An 18,476-nucleotide genomic window follows, 5' to 3' on the forward strand; every position below is an offset into this window, starting at 1 on the left:
CCTTATTCCAGCCCTTTCTGTTCTTCCGGATTCCTTAATACCGGGATGCTTAAATTTCGTAGTCACCAATATACTGCTGAGCTTCTGCTATCCGCTGTGCGGTTTTTTGTTTATCTTCTGCGCCAAGCTTTTCCCTAATTTCTTCGATTTCTTTCTGCAAAAACCGCAGTGAATCGACAAGCGGGTCAGGCATCTTCGTATGATCGAGCCGATCGGATACCCGTTCTCCATTACGTTTTACCACACGACCTGGATTCCCTACTACTGTACTGTTGTTAGGCACTTCACGCAACACAACTGCATTCGAACCTATATTTGAATTGTCACCAATACGAAAAGATCCTAAAACCTTCGCACCGGAACCAATAACTACATTGTTGCCGACCGTGGGATGTCGCTTACCTTTTTCTTTTCCTGTTCCTCCAAGCGTAACCCCTTGATAGATTATAACATCATCACCGATTTCGCAGGTTTCTCCAATAACAATCCCCATACCATGGTCGATAAACAGCCTATTTCCGATGACAGCTCCAGGATGGATCTCAACACCAGTCATAAATCTGCTAAACTGCGAAACCATACGAGCCATTGTATACCAGCGGCGTTTGAAAAAAGAGTGGGCGATCCGGTGACCCCAAATGGCGTGCAAGCCGGCATATGTGAAGACAACCTCGAACCAGCTGCGGGCAGCAGGATCGTTATCAAATACCGCCCGAATGTCCGACTTAATATGCTTAAACATCACGGTTCCTCTCTTCTTAACTTCCTTATCTCCTGTTTACAGGTACACAAGAAAGGTATTGTCTCCAGGCCCATCATCCTTATCATACATATGCGGTGAGTGTTCGCTTGGTTTGTTATCTCGTAGAAATATAAGACAAAGAGTATTGTATGAAAATTATTTTTGCTTATATTTAGACAAAAAACGCCCCTGCAGCATAATGCTGCAGAGACGTTTAACCGCGGTTCCACTCTGCTTGAACGAATCAAATGAGCCGCTATTGTAACAAACGGCAGAATTTCTTCGTTCCACTTGGCATCATTAACGGCGACGTTCCCGGCGCGATCTAATGAGCCTTAAAAAGGTCATTCAACCGTGCAGCTCACAGGCGCATGTTCTGCCCCGGACAAATGAATAACTCCCAGCCCGAAAGGGTGTCCCTTTCTCGGTTATTCTCTCTGGCAATTGTCTTCAATGGACGTACTTCTCCTGATCACAGCTATTATCATATAATTCTATCTTAGCGCAAAAGACAAGATACTGACAAGGGGGTTTAGTCGTATGAAATACGACCTTAAGCGCCCTTAATTTGTGATTTCAAACGTTCGATGACCCGGTTTTTGCCGAGCAAAGCAATGGTTATATTAAGATCACGTCCGTGCGTTTGTCCGGTCAGAGCCACACGAATTGGCATAAAGAGTGCTTTGCCCTTATGACCTGTTTCTTTCTGTACTTCCTTAATCAGAACAGCCATGTTGCTTGCACTGAAATCCTGACAGGCTTCAACCTTAGCCAGAAAAGCAGACAATACCTCAGGAACTTGGCTTTCAGCCAGAACCTGTGCTGCTTCCGTTTCTAATTCTAGGTGACTGCGGAAGAACAGTTCCGATAGCGCCACGATGTCAGAAGCTGCAGTCATCTGCTCTTGATACAACGCGACAAGGCTTTCCGCCCATGCTTGTTGCTCTTCGTTCAGCTCAGCAGGTATTTTACCCGCTTTTTGCAAATGCGGAATAGCTAGTGCAGAGATCCGTTTAGGATCAGCATGTTTAATATAATGATTATTCAGATGCGCCAGCTTGTTTTTATCGAACACAGCCGGGCTTTTGGACAAACGGTCCGCATCAAAAATAGAAATAAGTTCTTCTTTACTGAAGATCTCTTCTTCTCCCTCTGGAGACCAGCCAAGCAGAGAAATGAAGTTAACCAGAGCCTCAGGCAAGTAACCCAATTCATCATATTGCTCGATAAACTGAATAACGGATTCATCCCGTTTGCTGAGCTTCTTGTGGTTGTCGCCAACAATAAGCGTCATGTGACCAAATAAAGGTGGCTCCCAGCCAAGCGCTTCATAGATCATAAGCTGGCGGGGTGTGTTGGAAATATGGTCTTCTCCACGCAATACGTGGGTAATAGCCATCAGATGATCGTCAACAGCTACCGCGAAGTTATAGGTCGGAATTCCGTCCTTCTTCACAATAACAAAGTCACCCATTTCTTTTGTGTCAAAAGAAATACTGCCTTTTACGAGATCATCAAACGCATACGTACGATCTTCTGGCACACGGAAGCGAATGCTGGCCACTCGTCCCTCAGCTTCAAAAGCTAAACGTTGCTCTTCAGTCAGATCACGGTGTTTGCCAGAATAACGAGGCGTTTCTCCGCGAGCAGTCTGTTCTTCACGTTCCGCTTCCAGCTCTTCCTCTGTGCAATAGCAGCGGTAAGCCAAACCTCTGTCCAGCAAATCCTGCCAATGTACACGATATAAGTCAAGACGTTCTGTCTGACGATAAGGTCCGTACTCTCCGCCCACATCAACGCTCTCATCCCAATCCATACCCAGCCATTTCAAATACTTAAGCTGGCTCTCTTCACCACCAGCGACATTGCGCTTTACGTCTGTATCTTCAATTCTGATAATGAATTTACCGCCTTTATTACGGGCGAACAGATAGTTAAACAGCGCCGTTCTGGCGTTACCTATATGTAAATGTCCCGTAGGGCTCGGTGCGTAACGCACCCGGACTTCATCCGTCATTGTATTCCCTCCGCTTCATATGGTTGAACTTAATTTACTACTTAGACCATCTCAAGATGATATCACATCTTGGAGTAGACAGACAATAGATTGTGCGGCAATTCCTTCGCCGCGTCCGGCAAAACCAAGCTGCTCAGTTGTAGTAGCTTTAACATTCACCTTGGACGGGTCGGCATTAAGCGCACGTGCGATAATCTCGGTCATTTGTGGAATGTACGGAGCCATCTTAGGCTTTTGGGCGATAATCGTTGAATCAATATTTCCCAGCTTATATCCTCGCTCACGAGCAAGTGCCCATACCTCTTCTAATAACTTCAAGCTATCTGCGTCCTTAAAAGCTGGATCTGTATCCGGAAAATGTCTGCCAATATCACCAAGTCCAAGTGCGCCTAGAATCGCGTCACTAACTGCATGCAGCAGCACATCTGCATCGGAATGCCCAAGCAATCCTTTTTCATAAGGAATCGTAACTCCCCCAATAATACAAGGCCTGCCCTCTACCAGCTGATGCACATCAAATCCTTGTCCTACAGCGATCATGATTGTCCCTCTCCCCTGTTTCTTTCTGTGAATTCTGCATAATCCAAATCATCAGGTGTCGTAATCTTAATATTTCTGTAGCTTCCCTCTACCACAGAAACCGGAATCCCCGCACGCTCCGCCAAGCTGGAGTCATCGGTGCCCAGAAAGCCATCCCGCTCTGCCGCTGCATAAGCCTCCAGCAAATCAGAAAGACGAAAAGTCTGCGGGGTTTGAATCGCCCACAGACTTCGCCGATCCGGCGTAGACAGTACTTGTCCTTCATTATCCACCTGTTTGATCGTATCCTTGACGGGTACAGCAAGAACCGAAGCACCCATCTGCTTCGCTCGTTCGTAGCAAGCCTCAATTTCATTTGGCTGTACAAACGGACGAACACCATCATGTACCATTACCCACTGTGTCGTAAGTTTCAACAACCCTTTATGTACGGAATGCTGACGCTCAGATCCACCAGTTACTATAGCCTTAACCTTGTCCAGCTTATAGAGCTGTATCCATTCCCGGCAGCGTTTAATATCCTCTTCACCGGTTACGAGCACGATTTCAGAGATCAATTCGTGCTGCTGGAATACCTCCAGCGTATGAACGATAATCGGCTTCCCCTGCAGTAACAAATATTGCTTGCTCTCCGCAGTTCCCATTCGCGTTCCTCTGCCTGCCGCCACAATGACGACGCCCACACTGTTTGACATTAATCTGGCTCCTGTCTTTCACGTATAATCCCATCATAACGTGTTTGGCGGGCATTTCCAACCCATAGGACAGTCCCCATACACTTTATCTTCACTTATTGCGCTTTTTCCAAAAGTTTTGGCTTAGCAAATATCATTCGGCCAGCCGAAGTTTGCAGCACGCTAGTGACCAGAACCTCCATCGTAGTCCCGATATATTCACGTCCGCCTTCTACAACAATCATCGTTCCATCGTCTAAGTAGGCTACCCCTTGCCCATGTTCTTTGCCATCCTTAATGACCTGAACTACGATTTCCTCACCAGGCAGCACTACAGGCTTCACAGCATTCGCCAGATCGTTAATATTCAGAACGGAAACACCCTGCAATTCGCAAACCTTATTTAAGTTGAAATCATTAGTGACTACTTTACCTTGCAGTACCTTCGCTAACTTCACTAACTTACTGTCAACCTCAGAGATTTCTTCAAAATCTCCCTCATAGATCAATACCTTCACATCAAGCTCTTTTTGAATTTTATTGAGTATATCAAGCCCACGCCGTCCCCGGTTCCGCTTCAACAAATCCGAAGAATCAGCAATATGCTGGAGCTCTTCAAGCACGAATTCAGGTATGACAATGGTTCCCTCAATAAATCCCGTCTTACAAATGTCAGCGATTCTTCCATCGATAATAACACTTGTGTCGAGGATTTTATGTTCCTCAAGCCCGCGGCCTTCCGGCTCAGCCGCTTGGCCCCAGCGTCCAGATGTCCACAGCGCAGCAAGCTCCTCTTTTTTCTCCAAACCGATCCGCAGCCCCAGATATCCAAAAGCTAACGTAGCTGGCACTTGCAGCAGCTGCCCAGCTTTCCCAAGCCAGATCATTGCAGGGTATAACAGGAGAGATAACAGAAGCCCCCCTGTAAGCCCAGCTGCACTTGCAGCTAATTCATTCATTGGAATACGCGAACAGTAGTGAACCGCCTCCCGCAGTTTTGAACCTCCCCATTCCGCGCATAAAGACCCCGCAAACAAAAAAATAATGGCACCCAGCACCGTAAATAAAATGCTTCCTTCTACAGGTAAGCTTTCACCCAGCTTCTCCATCCCCTTGGGGAATCCTCTTTCGAGCGCATGGTATAGCGAAAAACCTGACCAAGCACCACATATTAAGGCAAAAGACAAAATCACTTTTTTCCACATAACCTAACGCACCTCCTTTTTATTCATCCTAAATGGATCTATTCCTCACCAGTATGTTCCAATTTTCAAGACGATAAACTTGGATTAGTGCTGGAAATGCAAAAAGGCTTTGCCATCCCCTAGGGAAGACAAAACCTTTGGTCATAATTTATTCAGCTACCTTACCTTATGGACCGATTAACCGTTCTTGGAATGATACACTTTATCCTCTGAACGGCTACGACGACGATGACGGCGTCTGGCTGTCAACCGATCAATATTTTGCTTAAAACCGTATAATGCATAAATTCCAAGTAAGACAAAGATCAGCTTAGCGATTTGCTCTGGGAACACAACAGCTACAGCCACTGCAACAACAATAACCACTGGCGCTCCAACCACCGCTTTTTTCGGCAATCCAATCTTTTTGAAATTAGGATATTTAACAGTGCTGACCATCAAATAGGATAAGAGCAGTGTAGCAACGATCATAAACGGAGCCGAAACATCTTTATTAAAAAGAGCTAATGTGGCCAGTACACCACCTGCAGCAGGAATTGGCAAACCGATAAAATAACCCGGAACCCCCGGACGAACATTAAAACGGGCTAAGCGCAAAGCACCAAACACCGGAAAAATCGCAGTTACTGTCCAGCCTAATGCAGAGTTCAAATCCTGCAGGCTTGAGACGTACAAAATAACGGCCGGTGCGACTCCGAAAGAAACGACATCAGATAAGGAGTCCAACTCCTTGCCAAATTCGCTTTCGCATTTTAGAGCGCGAGCTACTCGACCATCTAAGCCGTCTAACAGCATAGCAATAATAACCATGATAGCGGCCATGCTAATCTTACCGTCAAACGCCATCATGATACCAAACATTCCGAGCATCAAATTACCTATCGTAAAAAGACTCGGAATTGATTTTTGTATCATTTCTTCACCTCAATTTTCTAACTTTGGCCTTTAACGTCCCCAATATTACGTGATTGTATGTTATTTACATTTGCCTGTCAATAAGAACTTGCTTCTGTAAACGTTTGAGCCCATCCTGAATATTACGGGCCCGCACCTCCCCAATTCCGTCCACTTCATCCAATTCAGCTATGCTTGCGGACATCAAATTAGGCAGCATTTCAAACCGCTCCACCAGATTGTGAATGATCACATTCGGAAGCCGCGGAATTTTGTTAAGCAGGCGATAACCACGTGGAGTCACCACTTCTTCAGAGGTAATTGCCGTAGAAGAATAACCCAGTATACGGGCAATATGGTTGTCATCCATCAGATCATCATCGCTTATCCGTTTGAGACCGGCGATAATTTCACGGATTTTATCTTCCTGCTCTTCCTTAGCATAGTCTCTGTATAGAAGCCATGCTTCTTCCTCTGTATTTCCAACCAGTTCTTCCATCTGCATGCTGATCAGGCGTCCTTCGTTGCCCAATTCGTTGATATAGCGTTTGATCTCCATTTTTATGCGCAAAACCATCTCTACACGCTGGATAACACCCACTACTTCAGCAACGGTAACAATGCCCTCATATTCTGAAGCTGACAAATTCGTCAGTCCTTGCGTGAGCACTGCTTTATACTTCTCGAGTGTCTGAATCGCTTGGTTAGCCTTTGCCAAAATTGCGCCGATCTCTTTGAGTGCATAACGAATCGAGCCTTGATAAAGCGTGATGATATTGCGGCGTTGTGAAATGGAAACCACCAGCTTACCCGTTTGCTTCGCTACCCGCTCCGCGGTGCGGTGACGGATCCCCGTCTCGATGGATGAGATAGAGGAATCCGGTATAAGTTGTGTATTAGCATACAATATACGCTTTAAATCCTCACTTAGAATAATAGCTCCGTCCATTTTAGCTAGCTCATATAAATAATTGGGCGAAAAATCGCAGTTAATGGAGAATCCGCCATCCACTACGTCCATCACCTCAGGACTGTACCCTACGACAATAAGTGCCCCTGTCTTAGCGCGCAGCACATTCTCCAAACCTTCCCGAAAAGGTGTACCCGGTGCCGCCAGTCTGAGCAGATCATTCATATTCTCTAATTGGTTATATTCTTTCATATCCCTGTGCCCCCTAATCTAACGCGACCGATAGTGCATCTGCTACGGTACTGACGCCAATAATCTGGATATCTTGCGGGTGCTTCCATCCCTTCATGCTCTTTTCAGGCATAATCACCCGCCGGAAGCCAAGCTTTGCGGCCTCCTTAACGCGCATTTCCGCGCGCGAAACGCCTCTTACCTCACCGGTAAGTCCTACTTCTCCGAAGAAAACGTCGTAAGGTTTTGTTGAAATATCACGAAAACTGGAGGCGATACTAATAGCTACAGCTAGATCAATCGCCGGTTCATCCAGCTTTACTCCCCCGGCAACATTCAGGTATGCATCCTGATTTTGCAGGAACATGCCCATCCGTTTCTCGAGTACAGCGATAATAAGTGCCATCCGCTGGTGATCCATGCCTGTGCACATTCGCCGTGGGGAAGGGAAGTGGGTGGCAGCAACAAGTGCCTGAAGTTCTACAAGCACAGGTCTAGTTCCCTCCATACTTGCCACCACAGTAGAACCAGCCACGCCAAGCGGACGTTCCGATAAAAAGAGCTCCGATGGATTCTCTACTTCGGTAAGCCCCGCTTCACCCATTTCGAAAATGCCGATTTCATTCGTAGAGCCAAAGCGGTTTTTTACAGCCCGCAAAAGTCTATACGTATGATGCCGCTCACCCTCAAAATACAGCACGCAGTCCACCATATGTTCAAGCATCCGTGGTCCAGCAATAGCCCCTTCCTTGGTAACATGACCAACGAGAACTGTTGCAATTCCACGAATCTTAGCGATACGCATAAATCTTGTCGTACACTCCCGAACCTGGGTCACGCTGCCTGGCGCACTCGTTACTTCTGGCATAAATACGGTCTGAATAGAATCGATGACAAGAAATTGTGGCTGGATTTGTTCGATCGCTTCTTCTATGCTTTCCATATTTGTCTCACATAGTACATAAAGCTCCGTTGACAACGCATCGAGGCGATCCGCGCGCAGCTTAGTTTGCCTTACCGATTCTTCGCCCGAGATATACAATACTCGCAATCCCTGTGTTGTAAGGGCGTGCGAGGTCTGTAATAAGAGCGTAGATTTACCGATTCCTGGGTCTCCCCCTACTAGTACCAGCGATCCTGGTACGATCCCCCCACCGAGAACACGGTTAAGCTCACCTATACCTGTCAGTATGCGCGGTTCCTTGTCACTTTCTATACTTATGATCGACTGTGCCTTTTCTTTACTATGAAAAATAGGGGCATTCATTCCCTGTGTTTTGACTACGCTTTCCGTTTCCTCCACCATGGAGTTCCAAGCCTGGCACCCTGGGCATTTCCCGAACCATTTTGGCGATTCGTATCCACAGTCGGTGCAAAAAAATTTTGTTTTTGCTTTAGCCATTTGTTCTCCTTACGGTCCGAACTGTTTACAATTCGGATCATTTTCTTCTAATGAAAGTTTACCATTTCTACCCCTTTAACGAAAGGTCATTCGGTATTTGCATTAAATGTATATTTTAAATTGATCTATTTCCAATAAAAAAAGCTTCCGCTCCTCTATAAATAAGGAGCGAAAGCCTTGTTTATTTTATTCGGATTCTACTTCTTTTTCAAGCGCTGGCGCTACTGGAGCGTCCACTTTAGTCACCACAAGTTCTCCGCCGACCTCATCAATATTGAGGGAATCACCCTTTTGGATATTTCCTCTCAACAATTCCTCAGAAAGACGGTCTTCAATATGCTTCTGAATTGCCCGACGCAATGGACGTGCACCGAAGGCTGGGTCATAACCTTCTTTAGCCAAGAAGGCCTTCGCTGCATCCGTGAGTACGAAATCAACATCATATTCACGCAGGCGCTTACGCAGCTCATCAGACATCAACGTAACGATCTCAGCGATATGTTTCTCATCGAGTGAGTGGAAGACGATGATTTCGTCGATCCGGTTCAAGAACTCTGGACGGAAGCTCTTTTTGAGCTCTTCCATAACCTTGCCCTTCATATTGCCGTATTCTGCTCCTGCATCCTGCACAGCCGTGAATCCAAGCGTTGAATTCTTCTTGATTGCCTGTGCGCCTACGTTAGAGGTCAGAATGATAAGTGTATTGCGGAAGTCAACTACCCGGCCTTTGGAGTCGGTAAGGCGACCATCTTCAAGCACTTGCAGCAAAATGTTGAATACTTCCGGATGTGCTTTTTCAATTTCATCAAGCAGTACTACCGAGTATGGTTTACGACGTACCTTCTCTGTTAATTGGCCGCCTTCTTCATAGCCGACATATCCAGGAGGGGCACCAACTAAACGGGACGTGGAGTGCTTCTCCATGTATTCCGACATATCAATACGGATGACCGCATTCTCATCGCCGAACATGGCTTCAGCAAGCGCACGTGCCAACTCAGTTTTACCTACACCCGTAGGACCGAGGAAGATAAAGGAGCCCATTGGACGTTTTGGATCTTTAAGACCCGCACGCGCCCGGCGCAATGCCCGGCTGACAGCCTTAACAGCTTCGTCCTGACCAATCACTCGTTCATGCAGCAGAGCTTCCATGTTAAGCAGACGGTCGGTCTCTTCTTCCTTCAGCTTGCTTACAGGGATTCCCGTCCAGCTTGCAACAACCTGTGCGATATCTTCAGGTGTAACTTCAGAATCGGTACGTCCTTGTTTTTCTTTCCACTGGTTCTTAGTCGTATCAAGCTCTTCACGGATTTTTTGCTCCGTATCACGCAGGGCAGCCGCTTTCTCAAACTCTTGGCTCTGAACAGCAGAATCCTTCTCCTTGCGGATATCATCCAAGCGCATTTCTAGTTCCTTCAGATTTGGCGGGATAGTGTAAGAGTGAAGCCTTACTTTAGACCCTGCTTCATCGATAAGGTCAATGGCTTTATCCGGCAGGAAACGATCCGGAATGTAACGATCAGACAGCTTTACAGCTTCCACGATAGCTTCATCCGTAATTTTCACACGGTGATGTGCTTCATAACGATCGCGAAGTCCAAATAAAATTTGTACCGCTTCTTCTGGAGATGGCTGATCCACCGTAATGGGTTGGAAACGGCGCTCCAAAGCTGCATCTTTTTCAATATATTTACGATATTCATCCAGCGTAGTCGCACCGATGCACTGAAGTTCTCCGCGGGCTAAAGCCGGCTTAAGAATGTTGGAAGCATCAATAGCACCTTCTGCGCCACCAGCACCGATCAGCGTATGAAGCTCATCGATAAAGAGTACGATATTCCCCGCTTGGCGAATCTCATCCATGATTTTCTTGAGGCGGTCTTCAAACTCACCGCGATATTTAGTACCAGCCACTACCGAGCCCATATCGAGCGTCATTACGCGTTTGTCGCGCAGTGTTTCTGGAATTTCATTATTAATGATCTTTTGGGCCAAGCCTTCAGCAATAGCTGTTTTACCAACCCCAGGTTCACCTATCAACACCGGGTTGTTCTTCGTCCGGCGGCTCAGCACCTGAATAACACGTTCAATTTCCTTGCTGCGACCGATAACTGGATCCAGGTTGCCATCCTTGGCATAAGCCGTCAAATCGCGTGCTAGACCGTCTAGAGTCGGTGTGCTGACATTAGCAGGTGTTCCGCTATGACTGGATGCAGCCTCGCTGCTTCCCAGAAGCTGAAGCACTTGCTGACGAGCTTTGTTCAAGCTGATGCCTAGGTTATTAAGCACACGAGCCGCGACACCTTCTCCTTCACGAATAAGTCCTAGCAGAATATGCTCAGTGCCGACATACGTATGTCCCAGCTTGCGGGCTTCGTCCATCGACAACTCGATTACTTTTTTGGCGCGAGGAGTATAAGCAATGTTCGTAGGTTGTTCTTGGCCTCTGCCAATCAGTGTCTCCACTTCGTCCTGGATTTTCTCAAGACCCAGACCCAAAGCGATTAATGCTTTAGCAGCAATGCCGTCTCCTTCACGAATAAGTCCTAGCAAAATATGTTCTGTGCCAATATTGTTGTGTCCTAAACGAACAGCTTCTTCCTGCGCTAGCGCTAGCACTTTTTGTGCGCGTTCCGTAAATCTTCCAAACATCATATCTCCTGCACCTCCATGAATAATAAATATCTATATTAATGTTGTGTTCCCAGTGTTTCTCGGAGCAGTTTCGCCCGATACATATCCCGTTCAGTGGCGTTCATCTCGTCACCGAACATTTTTTGCAGAAATCCTGGCTGTGTCTTAACGTTAAGCTCATTAAGCACGGAAATCGAAGGGCCTTCCAGTATACCAAGGTCAACCCCAAGTCTCACATCAGACAGCCGTTGTGCGGATTCTTTAAGCTCCATTAGAGCAGCGTAACACAAAATCCCATAAGATCTTTTCACTCGGTCTGTAATTCTTAAAGCGGAATCTACAAGCAGCCTTTCACGGGCATTTCGTTCATGCTCTATAATCTGGGTGACTACACTGTGAAGGTTCTCGATGATTTCACTTTCTGTTTGACCGAGAGTAATCTGATTGGAAATTTGAAAGATGTTCCCTACTGCTTCGCTGCCCTCACCATAAATTCCTCTTACAGTCAATCCCACTTGGTTCACTGCTGACAATATGCGATTGATCTGTTGGGTCATTACTAGTGCTGGCAAATGCAGCATTACTGAGGCACGCAGCCCTGTACCCACATTGGTGGGACAACTGGTCAAGTATCCTCTTTTATCATCAAAAGCGTAATTCACAGCCGATTCGAAGATATCATCGATGGCTGTCGCACGTTCCCATGCTTCTCTTACCTGAAGACCCGGGAACAGACATTGGATCCGCAGATGGTCTTCTTCGTTAATCATGATGCTGACCGACTCATCTTCATTTAATATCACAGCTGCGCCACGTGAATCATTAGCCAGATTAGGACTGATGAGATGTTTCTCGACCAATACCTTTTTATCCAGTTCATTCACTTCAGCAAGCTTTATCAGTTGAAAAGATCCGAATACGGCAGCAGTTTCCCCATGAAACACAGGGGCAAGCAGCTCTAATACTTCTTCCGATTGCTCTAAGGAAGCAAGCATAGGGAATGGAAGATGCTCTAAATTACGTGCAATACGCATACGGCTGCTAATTACAATCTCGGAGTGACTGCCTCCCGAGCGCATCCAATCACTAAGCGCTTGTTCAGTAAATCGGAGACTTGACATGTCATATCCCCCCTATATATCAAAGACTTTACTCTTGTGCCATTTCTTTTTCAAGTTGGCGAATTTGATCCCGCAGCTCTGCCGCAGTTTCGAATTCCTCCTGTGCGATACTTTGCTGTAATTCCAGCTTCAATTCATCAATTTGCCGCTTGAACACAATTTGTGCTCCAGCACGTTTAGGAATCTTGCCTACATGCGAAGTGCTGCCATGCACCCGTTTAAAGAGCGGGTCCAGTGCACTGTTAAAATATTTATAACAGGAGCTGCAGCCAAAACGACCCAATTTGCTAAACTGCGAGTACGTCATTCCACAATTCTCACATTGCAGACTCTGCGTAGTCTTCGTAGCAGCCGTCTTTTCCTTACCGGCCCCTTCAAGATCAAGCAGACCGGACAGCAAGCTGTGAATGGAGAATCCTCCAGCAGTTCCCGGGATCAGTTCACCCTTCTCCCGCGCACAGCTCTCGCAGATATGAAATTCTGTCTTCTCTCCATTCACGATCTTGGTGAAATGGAGTGTTGCTGGCTTGACGCCACATTCCTGACATTGCATAAGCGAAAGCCCCTCCCTTATGATTGACAATTATTTGCCTAACAAAGAGATTAACATCGCCTTCATAATCTTGGCCCGAATCTCATCCCGATATGGAATCTTAACCGTTAGGCAATCCCGAGAAACAGCAGCGCGCATAAGACACGCCTCACGCTTGCTTAGAAAACCAGCTTCCTCCAGTTGATAAATCAACCCTTCGGCAGCGTTTTGATCTATCCCGCCACCTATAGTATGGTTTAAATGGGCATGCAGTGCCACGTTGGGCGGCAATTCAAAACGTTGAATACGAATATATCCCCCGCCACCACGCTTACTTTCCACCACATAGCCTTTTTCCAGTGTAAAGCGTGTACTAATAACATAATTGATCTGTGACGGTACGCATGAGAACTGGTCCGCCAGGTCATTTCGCTGGATTTCCACCGTACCTTCGGGACTTTCATGCAAAATATTCTTCAGATATTGTTCAATAATATCAGAGATATTGCGCATCACTCATCCTCCAGTGCTCTTTAAAGCTTCATAATATCGCTTGCGCCCGCATCCTTAATGACATTCATTAGTGAACTTCATTCATATAAGTCTGAAGAAAACTTCACAAATTCAGAGGATCGCACTGTATGTCATCAGGTGCGTTGACTTTGACTTTCTTTGACTTTTTAATATTATAACATATTCTGTGCTAATTCCAAGTGGATTCTCTTATTTTTCACTTTTTTCAGCGAATGTATTCGGAAATAAAGAACTCTCCCAGCATCTTTCGAAGGGGAGAGCCTAATTATTTTCTAAAAATGATCAAAAAGTGCAGTTTCAGCTTGCGGTATGATTTCTTCGAGCCATTCCAGAGCCCTCGGATTACCAGTCACACGTCCATAACGAGCCAGCTCTGCCGGGCGTTTATATCCAAACATTAGAATCGTCAGCGTACCAATATCACAGCTTAAGTCAGCTGCATCCCGTTCACCCTCTATACGCAAGAAAGCTGCTGCTCCCTTTTCGGAGACAGTCCATTCCCACAACCCGTCATTCCATGGGGCATATTTATCTTCAATATAGATAACCTGTTTCTTCTGACTGTTGTGACGCTTAAAAGAATAACTCTCCACGAATGCTTTAGCATTAACAATACGCGCCATAAAATAAGGATAATTCTCCTGCTCTATACGCGGATCAGGCAGCAAAAAGGGTAACATATCATCGGATGGCACCAGTTTTAGCGATGCACCGGTCACCATCGAATCGTGATTCGCAAGAAATGTCCACAGCCCCTGCCGGGCCTGTTCGTTCAAAAACACAAATTCATCAATGACCAGCTCTCTATTTTCTATCTTATATAGTACGTATCCTTCAGGTTCCCCAAGCTGTGAATAAAATACCGCAGTCTGACCTTCATCATCCAGAACAGAGTTTTCCCACCAGTCCAAATCACGCTTAAGTGTTCCGTTATATCTAACTGCAAAACGATTGTATAAGTTGTCCAATACTTCGATATCTATAACACCACGTCTTACCTTGCCCTCAACTTCAACCTTCTTGGGGAACCTGGCAACAGGAATGGAGTATTTCTTATATTCACAATAAACTTCCCAACCAAATTTGCGATAAAAGGGGATCAAGAACGGATGCAGAAAAGATAATGTCTGCCCCGCCTCATTCATCGTTTGCAGCGTATGCGCCAGGAGCTTTGCCACATGCCCCTGTCTGCGATTCTCTGGCCATGTCGCTACCCCTGCGAGCCCTCCCATAGGTACTAATCTACCTTGTATGTACACTTCGAACGGAAGAAGAGTAAGTTTAGCTTCCAAAGTACCTTCTTCAAAAGCACCCCATACGCGTTCTGCTTTAAATCTTTCCTTAGCATTCGCCCTTTTCTCACTGGGCAGCTTGTATTGAAAAGCATATTCAGATAAATCCATGCTTAGATCAAACTCTTCTGAGTGCAACTGTCTGATATCCACAAAACTCACCTCATCATTTATGAATTTACTTTTATGGTTAGTATAACAAGAGAGTTTATTGTGTGCGAATTATAAGGATATTTTTCGAACTTTTTTTAGTTATCCACAGCCTTAGGCAGTTTTAAAAATAGTCTTGTAATCTTGTTCTATTCAAGTTAAAATAATTATCCACTTATTAATCCCTCTATCCACATAAATATGACTATATCCACAGCAACCCGTGTATTACTTAGGTTTTCTGTTGACAGATCTACATAAATATGTACTTAATCCACACCATTTGGTGATTTTTTGCCTTTTAATCATCTATCCACATGTGCGTAAGTTTTCTGCAAATTCCAATGAATTATCCACAAGTTTTCCACAATCTATAATAGACGCAAAAAAGCCACTGTCGAGTTATCAACAGTGGTCTATTTGTGCTTGGCAACGTCCTACTCTCCCAGGACCCTTCGGTCCAAGTACCATCGGCGCTGGAGGGCTTAACGGTCGTGTTCGGGATGGGTACGCGTGGAACCCCTCCGCTATCGCCACCAAACATGCATCTGTGAAACAGACGCTGCCGCGTGAAATTCGGTTCTTCACCAGAAGTGAGAATGAATTTCTAAGCGTGTTACAGGCTTGATGCCTGAAAACTGAATCCGAAACGAATCTGCATTCTACATATAGGATAAGCCCTCGACCGATTAGTATTGGTCAGCTCCATGCATTGCTGCACTTCCACCTCCAACCTATCTACCTCGTCGTCTTCAAGGGGTCTTACTAATTGGGAAATCTCATCTTGAGGGGGGCTTCACGCTTAGATGCTTTCAGCGCTTATCCCGTCCGTACGTAGCTACCCAGCCATGCTCCTGGCGGAACAACTGGTGCACCAGCGGTACGTCCATCCCGGTCCTCTCGTACTAAGGACAGCTCCTCTCAAATTTCCTGCGCCCACGACAGATAGGGACCGAACTGTCTCACGACGTTCTGAACCCAGCTCGCGTACCGCTTTAATGGGCGAACAGCCCAACCCTTGGGACCTACTTCAGCCCCAGGATGCGATGAGCCGACATCGAGGTGCCAAACCTCCCCGTCGATGTGGACTCTTGGGGGAGATAAGCCTGTTATCCCCAGGGTAGCTTTTATCCGTTGAGCGATGGCCCTTCCATGCGGTACCACCGGATCACTAAGTCCGACTTTCGTCCCTGCTCGACTTGTAGGTCTCGCAGTCAAGCTCCCTTATGCCTTTGCACTCTGCGAATGATTTCCAACCATTCTGAGGGAACCTTGGAACGCCTCCGTTACTCTTTAGGAGGCGACCGCCCCAGTCAAACTGCCCGCCTGACACGGTCCCCGTACCCGATAAGGGCACTAGGTTAGAACCTAGATACGATCAGGGTGGTATCCCAACGGCGCCTCCACCGAAGCTTGCGCTCCGATTTCTACGGCTCCCACCTATCCTGTACAGATCGTACCCAAATTCAATATCAAGCTGCAGTAAAGCTCCATGGGGTCTTTCCGTCTTGTCGCGGGTAACCTGCATCTTCACAGGTATTAAAATTTCACCGGATCTCTCGTTGAGACAGCGCCCAAGTCGTTACGCCATTCGTGCGGGTCAGAATTTACCTGACAAGGAATTTCGCTACCTTAGGACCGTTATAGTTACGGCCGCCGTTTACTGGGGCTTCGGTTCATAGCTTCGGGTTACCCCTAACCACTCCCCTTAACCTTCCAGCACCGGGCAGGCGTCAGCCCGTATACTTCGCCTTGCGGCTTCGCACAGACCTGTGTTTTTGCTAAACAGTCGCTTGGGCCTTTTCACTGCGGCCCCCTCGTGCTATTCACACTACCGGGGCACCCCTTCTCCCGAAGTTACGGGGTCATTTTGCCGAGTTCCTTAACGAGAGTTCTTCCGCGCGCCTTAGAATTCTCTTCTCGCCTACCTGTGTCGGTTTGCGGTACGGGCACCTTCTCCTGGCTAGAGGCTTTTCTTGGCAGTGTGAGATCATGACCTTCGCTACTATAATTTTCGCTCCCCATCACAGCCCAGCCTTAATGATGTGCGGATTTGCCTACACATCAGCCTCACTGCTTAGACGGACATCCATCAGTCCGCGTCACTACCCTCCTGCGTCACCCCATCGCTCATAGCGGATTACGGTGGTACAGTAATTTCAAACTGTTGTCCTTCGACTACGCCTTTCGGCCTCGCCTTAGGTCCCGACTTACCCTGAGCGGACGAGCCTTCCTCAGGAAACCTTGGGCTTTCGGCGGATCAGATTCTCACTGATCTTTTCGTTACTCATACCGGCATTCTCACTTGTGTAGTGTCCAGCGCTCTTTTCAGTACACCTTCAACCCCTACACAACGCTCCCCTACCCCAGATACATACGTATCTAGCCATAGCTTCGGTGGTGTGTTTAGCCCCGTTACATTTTCGGCGCAGAGTCACTCGACCAGTGAGCTATTACGCACTCTTTCAATGGTGGCTGCTTCTAAGCCAACATCCTGGTTGTCTGTGCAACTCCACATCCTTTCCCACTTAACACACACTTGGGGACCTTAGCTGATGGTCTGGGCTGTTTCCCTTTTGACAATGGATCTTAGCACTCACTGTCTGACTCCCGGCAATAAGTATATGGCATTCGGAGTTTGACTGAGCTTGGTAATCCTTGCGGACCCCGCACCCAATCAGTGCTCTACCTCCACTACTCTTATACCGAGGCTAGCCCTAAAGCTATTTCGGGGAGAACCAGCTATCTCCGAGTTCGATTGGAATTTCTCCGCTACCCCCACCTCATCCCCGCACTTTTCAACGTACGTGGGTTCGGGCCTCCAGTGCGTGTTACCGCACCTTCACCCTGGACAGGGGTAGATCACACGGTTTCGGGTCTACGTCCACATACTAATTCGCCCTATTCAGACTCGCTTTCGCTGCGGCTCCACCTTCTCGGCTTAACCTTGCATGTTAAACGTAACTCGCCGGTTCATTCTACAAAAGGCACGCCATCACCCATTAATAGGGCTCTGACTTTTTGTAAGCACACGGTTTCAGGTTCTATTTCACTCCCCTTCCGGGGTGCTTTTCACCTTTCCCTCACGGTACTGTTTCACTATCGGTCGCCAGGTAGTATTTAGCCTTAGCAGATGGTCCTGCTGGATTCATACGGGGTTTCACGTGCCCCGCACTACTCGGGATCCGTCTCGGAGAGAATACAGTTTAGGTTACAGGGCTTTTACCTCTATCGCGGGCCTTTCCAGACCTCTTCACCTACCATATTCCTTTGTAACTCCATGTGAGACGTCCCACAACCCCTAAGAGCAAGCTCTTAGGTTTAGGCTGTTCCGCGTTCGCTCGCCGCTACTGACGGAATCACTATTGTTTTCTCTTCCTCAGGGTACTTAGATGTTTCAGTTCCCCTGGTCTGCCTCTACATTTCCTATGTATTCAGAAATGAGTAACTGCGAATTACCACAGCTGGGTTTCCCCATTCGGACACCCCCGGATCAAAGCTTGCTTACAGCTCCCCGAGGCAGTTTCGTTGTTCGCCACGTCCTTCGTCGGCTCCTGGCGCCTAGGCATCCTCCGTGTGCTCTTATTAGCTTAACCTT

At 46.9% G+C, this 18,476-nt stretch carries 13 protein-coding genes and 2 rRNA genes; all 15 read right to left on the reverse strand.

Annotation, left to right across the window (positions count from 1 at the left end):
* Nucleotides 1-49: 49 nt before the first annotated feature.
* The 15 genes from cysE to MHI51_RS27995 all read right to left on the reverse strand — a co-directional run bounded on the left by cysE (nt 50) and on the right by MHI51_RS27995 (nt 18,474).
* Complete coding sequence (gene cysE / locus MHI51_RS27925) at nt 50-742, reverse strand: serine O-acetyltransferase (protein WP_036680489.1); 693 nt, start codon at nt 740-742, stop codon at nt 50-52.
* A gap of 553 nt (nt 743-1,295) precedes the next feature.
* On the reverse strand, nt 1,296-2,759 hold the full coding sequence (gene gltX / locus MHI51_RS27930) for a glutamate--tRNA ligase (RefSeq protein ID WP_036680487.1): 1,464 nt from the start codon (nt 2,757-2,759) through the stop codon (nt 1,296-1,298).
* Between the two features lie 51 nt (nt 2,760-2,810).
* A complete protein-coding gene (gene ispF, locus MHI51_RS27935; protein ID WP_036680486.1) occupies nt 2,811-3,299 on the reverse strand; it encodes a 2-C-methyl-D-erythritol 2,4-cyclodiphosphate synthase in 489 nt (162 codons plus the stop codon).
* The gene (ispD, locus tag MHI51_RS27940; RefSeq protein ID WP_076218759.1) at nt 3,296-3,994 is read right to left on the reverse strand and encodes a 2-C-methyl-D-erythritol 4-phosphate cytidylyltransferase; all 699 of its coding nucleotides are present in this window, start codon (nt 3,992-3,994) and stop codon (nt 3,296-3,298) included. Before ispD ends, ispF begins: the two co-directional genes overlap by 4 nt.
* Before the next feature lie 95 nt (nt 3,995-4,089).
* Complete coding sequence (locus MHI51_RS27945; RefSeq protein WP_036680481.1) at nt 4,090-5,178, reverse strand: PIN/TRAM domain-containing protein; 1,089 nt, start codon at nt 5,176-5,178, stop codon at nt 4,090-4,092.
* Between the two features lie 177 nt (nt 5,179-5,355).
* A complete protein-coding gene (pssA, locus tag MHI51_RS27950) occupies nt 5,356-6,093 on the reverse strand; it encodes a CDP-diacylglycerol--serine O-phosphatidyltransferase (RefSeq protein ID WP_036680477.1) in 738 nt (245 codons plus the stop codon).
* A 64-nt stretch (nt 6,094-6,157) separates the two neighbouring features.
* Nucleotides 6,158-7,234, reverse strand: coding sequence for a DNA integrity scanning diadenylate cyclase DisA (gene disA / locus MHI51_RS27955; protein ID WP_036680475.1), 1,077 nt, complete (start codon nt 7,232-7,234; stop codon nt 6,158-6,160).
* 13 nt (nt 7,235-7,247) lie between these two features.
* Nucleotides 7,248-8,615: a DNA repair protein RadA gene (gene radA, locus MHI51_RS27960; RefSeq protein WP_036680472.1), complete on the reverse strand. Its 1,368-nt coding sequence runs from the start codon at nt 8,613-8,615 to the stop codon at nt 7,248-7,250.
* Nucleotides 8,616-8,801: 186 nt separating this feature from the next.
* On the reverse strand, nt 8,802-11,270 hold the full coding sequence (gene clpC / locus MHI51_RS27965) for an ATP-dependent protease ATP-binding subunit ClpC (RefSeq protein WP_036680471.1): 2,469 nt from the start codon (nt 11,268-11,270) through the stop codon (nt 8,802-8,804).
* Nucleotides 11,271-11,305: 35 nt separating this feature from the next.
* Entirely contained in the window at nt 11,306-12,370 is a 1,065-nt protein-coding gene (locus MHI51_RS27970; protein ID WP_076218760.1) for a protein arginine kinase, read from the reverse strand.
* Between the two features lie 28 nt (nt 12,371-12,398).
* Nucleotides 12,399-12,923: a UvrB/UvrC motif-containing protein gene (locus MHI51_RS27975; RefSeq protein ID WP_036680467.1), complete on the reverse strand. Its 525-nt coding sequence runs from the start codon at nt 12,921-12,923 to the stop codon at nt 12,399-12,401.
* Between the two features lie 30 nt (nt 12,924-12,953).
* Nucleotides 12,954-13,415 (reverse strand): CtsR family transcriptional regulator, encoded by a 462-nt coding sequence (locus tag MHI51_RS27980; protein WP_036680465.1) that lies wholly within the window; start codon nt 13,413-13,415, stop codon nt 12,954-12,956.
* Nucleotides 13,416-13,708: 293 nt separating this feature from the next.
* Nucleotides 13,709-14,881 (reverse strand): enhanced intracellular survival protein Eis, encoded by a 1,173-nt coding sequence (eis, locus tag MHI51_RS27985; RefSeq protein ID WP_405173409.1) that lies wholly within the window; start codon nt 14,879-14,881, stop codon nt 13,709-13,711.
* A gap of 421 nt (nt 14,882-15,302) precedes the next feature.
* Nucleotides 15,303-15,419 (reverse strand): 5S ribosomal RNA (gene rrf, locus MHI51_RS27990).
* Between the two features lie 128 nt (nt 15,420-15,547).
* A 23S ribosomal RNA gene (locus tag MHI51_RS27995) occupies nt 15,548-18,474 on the reverse strand.
* Nucleotides 18,475-18,476 lie beyond the last annotated feature (2 nt).

The sequence above is a fragment of the Paenibacillus sp. FSL H8-0260 genome (assembly GCF_045040625.1).
GTDB lineage: Bacteria > Bacillota > Bacilli > Paenibacillales > Paenibacillaceae > Paenibacillus_AQ > Paenibacillus_AQ odorifer.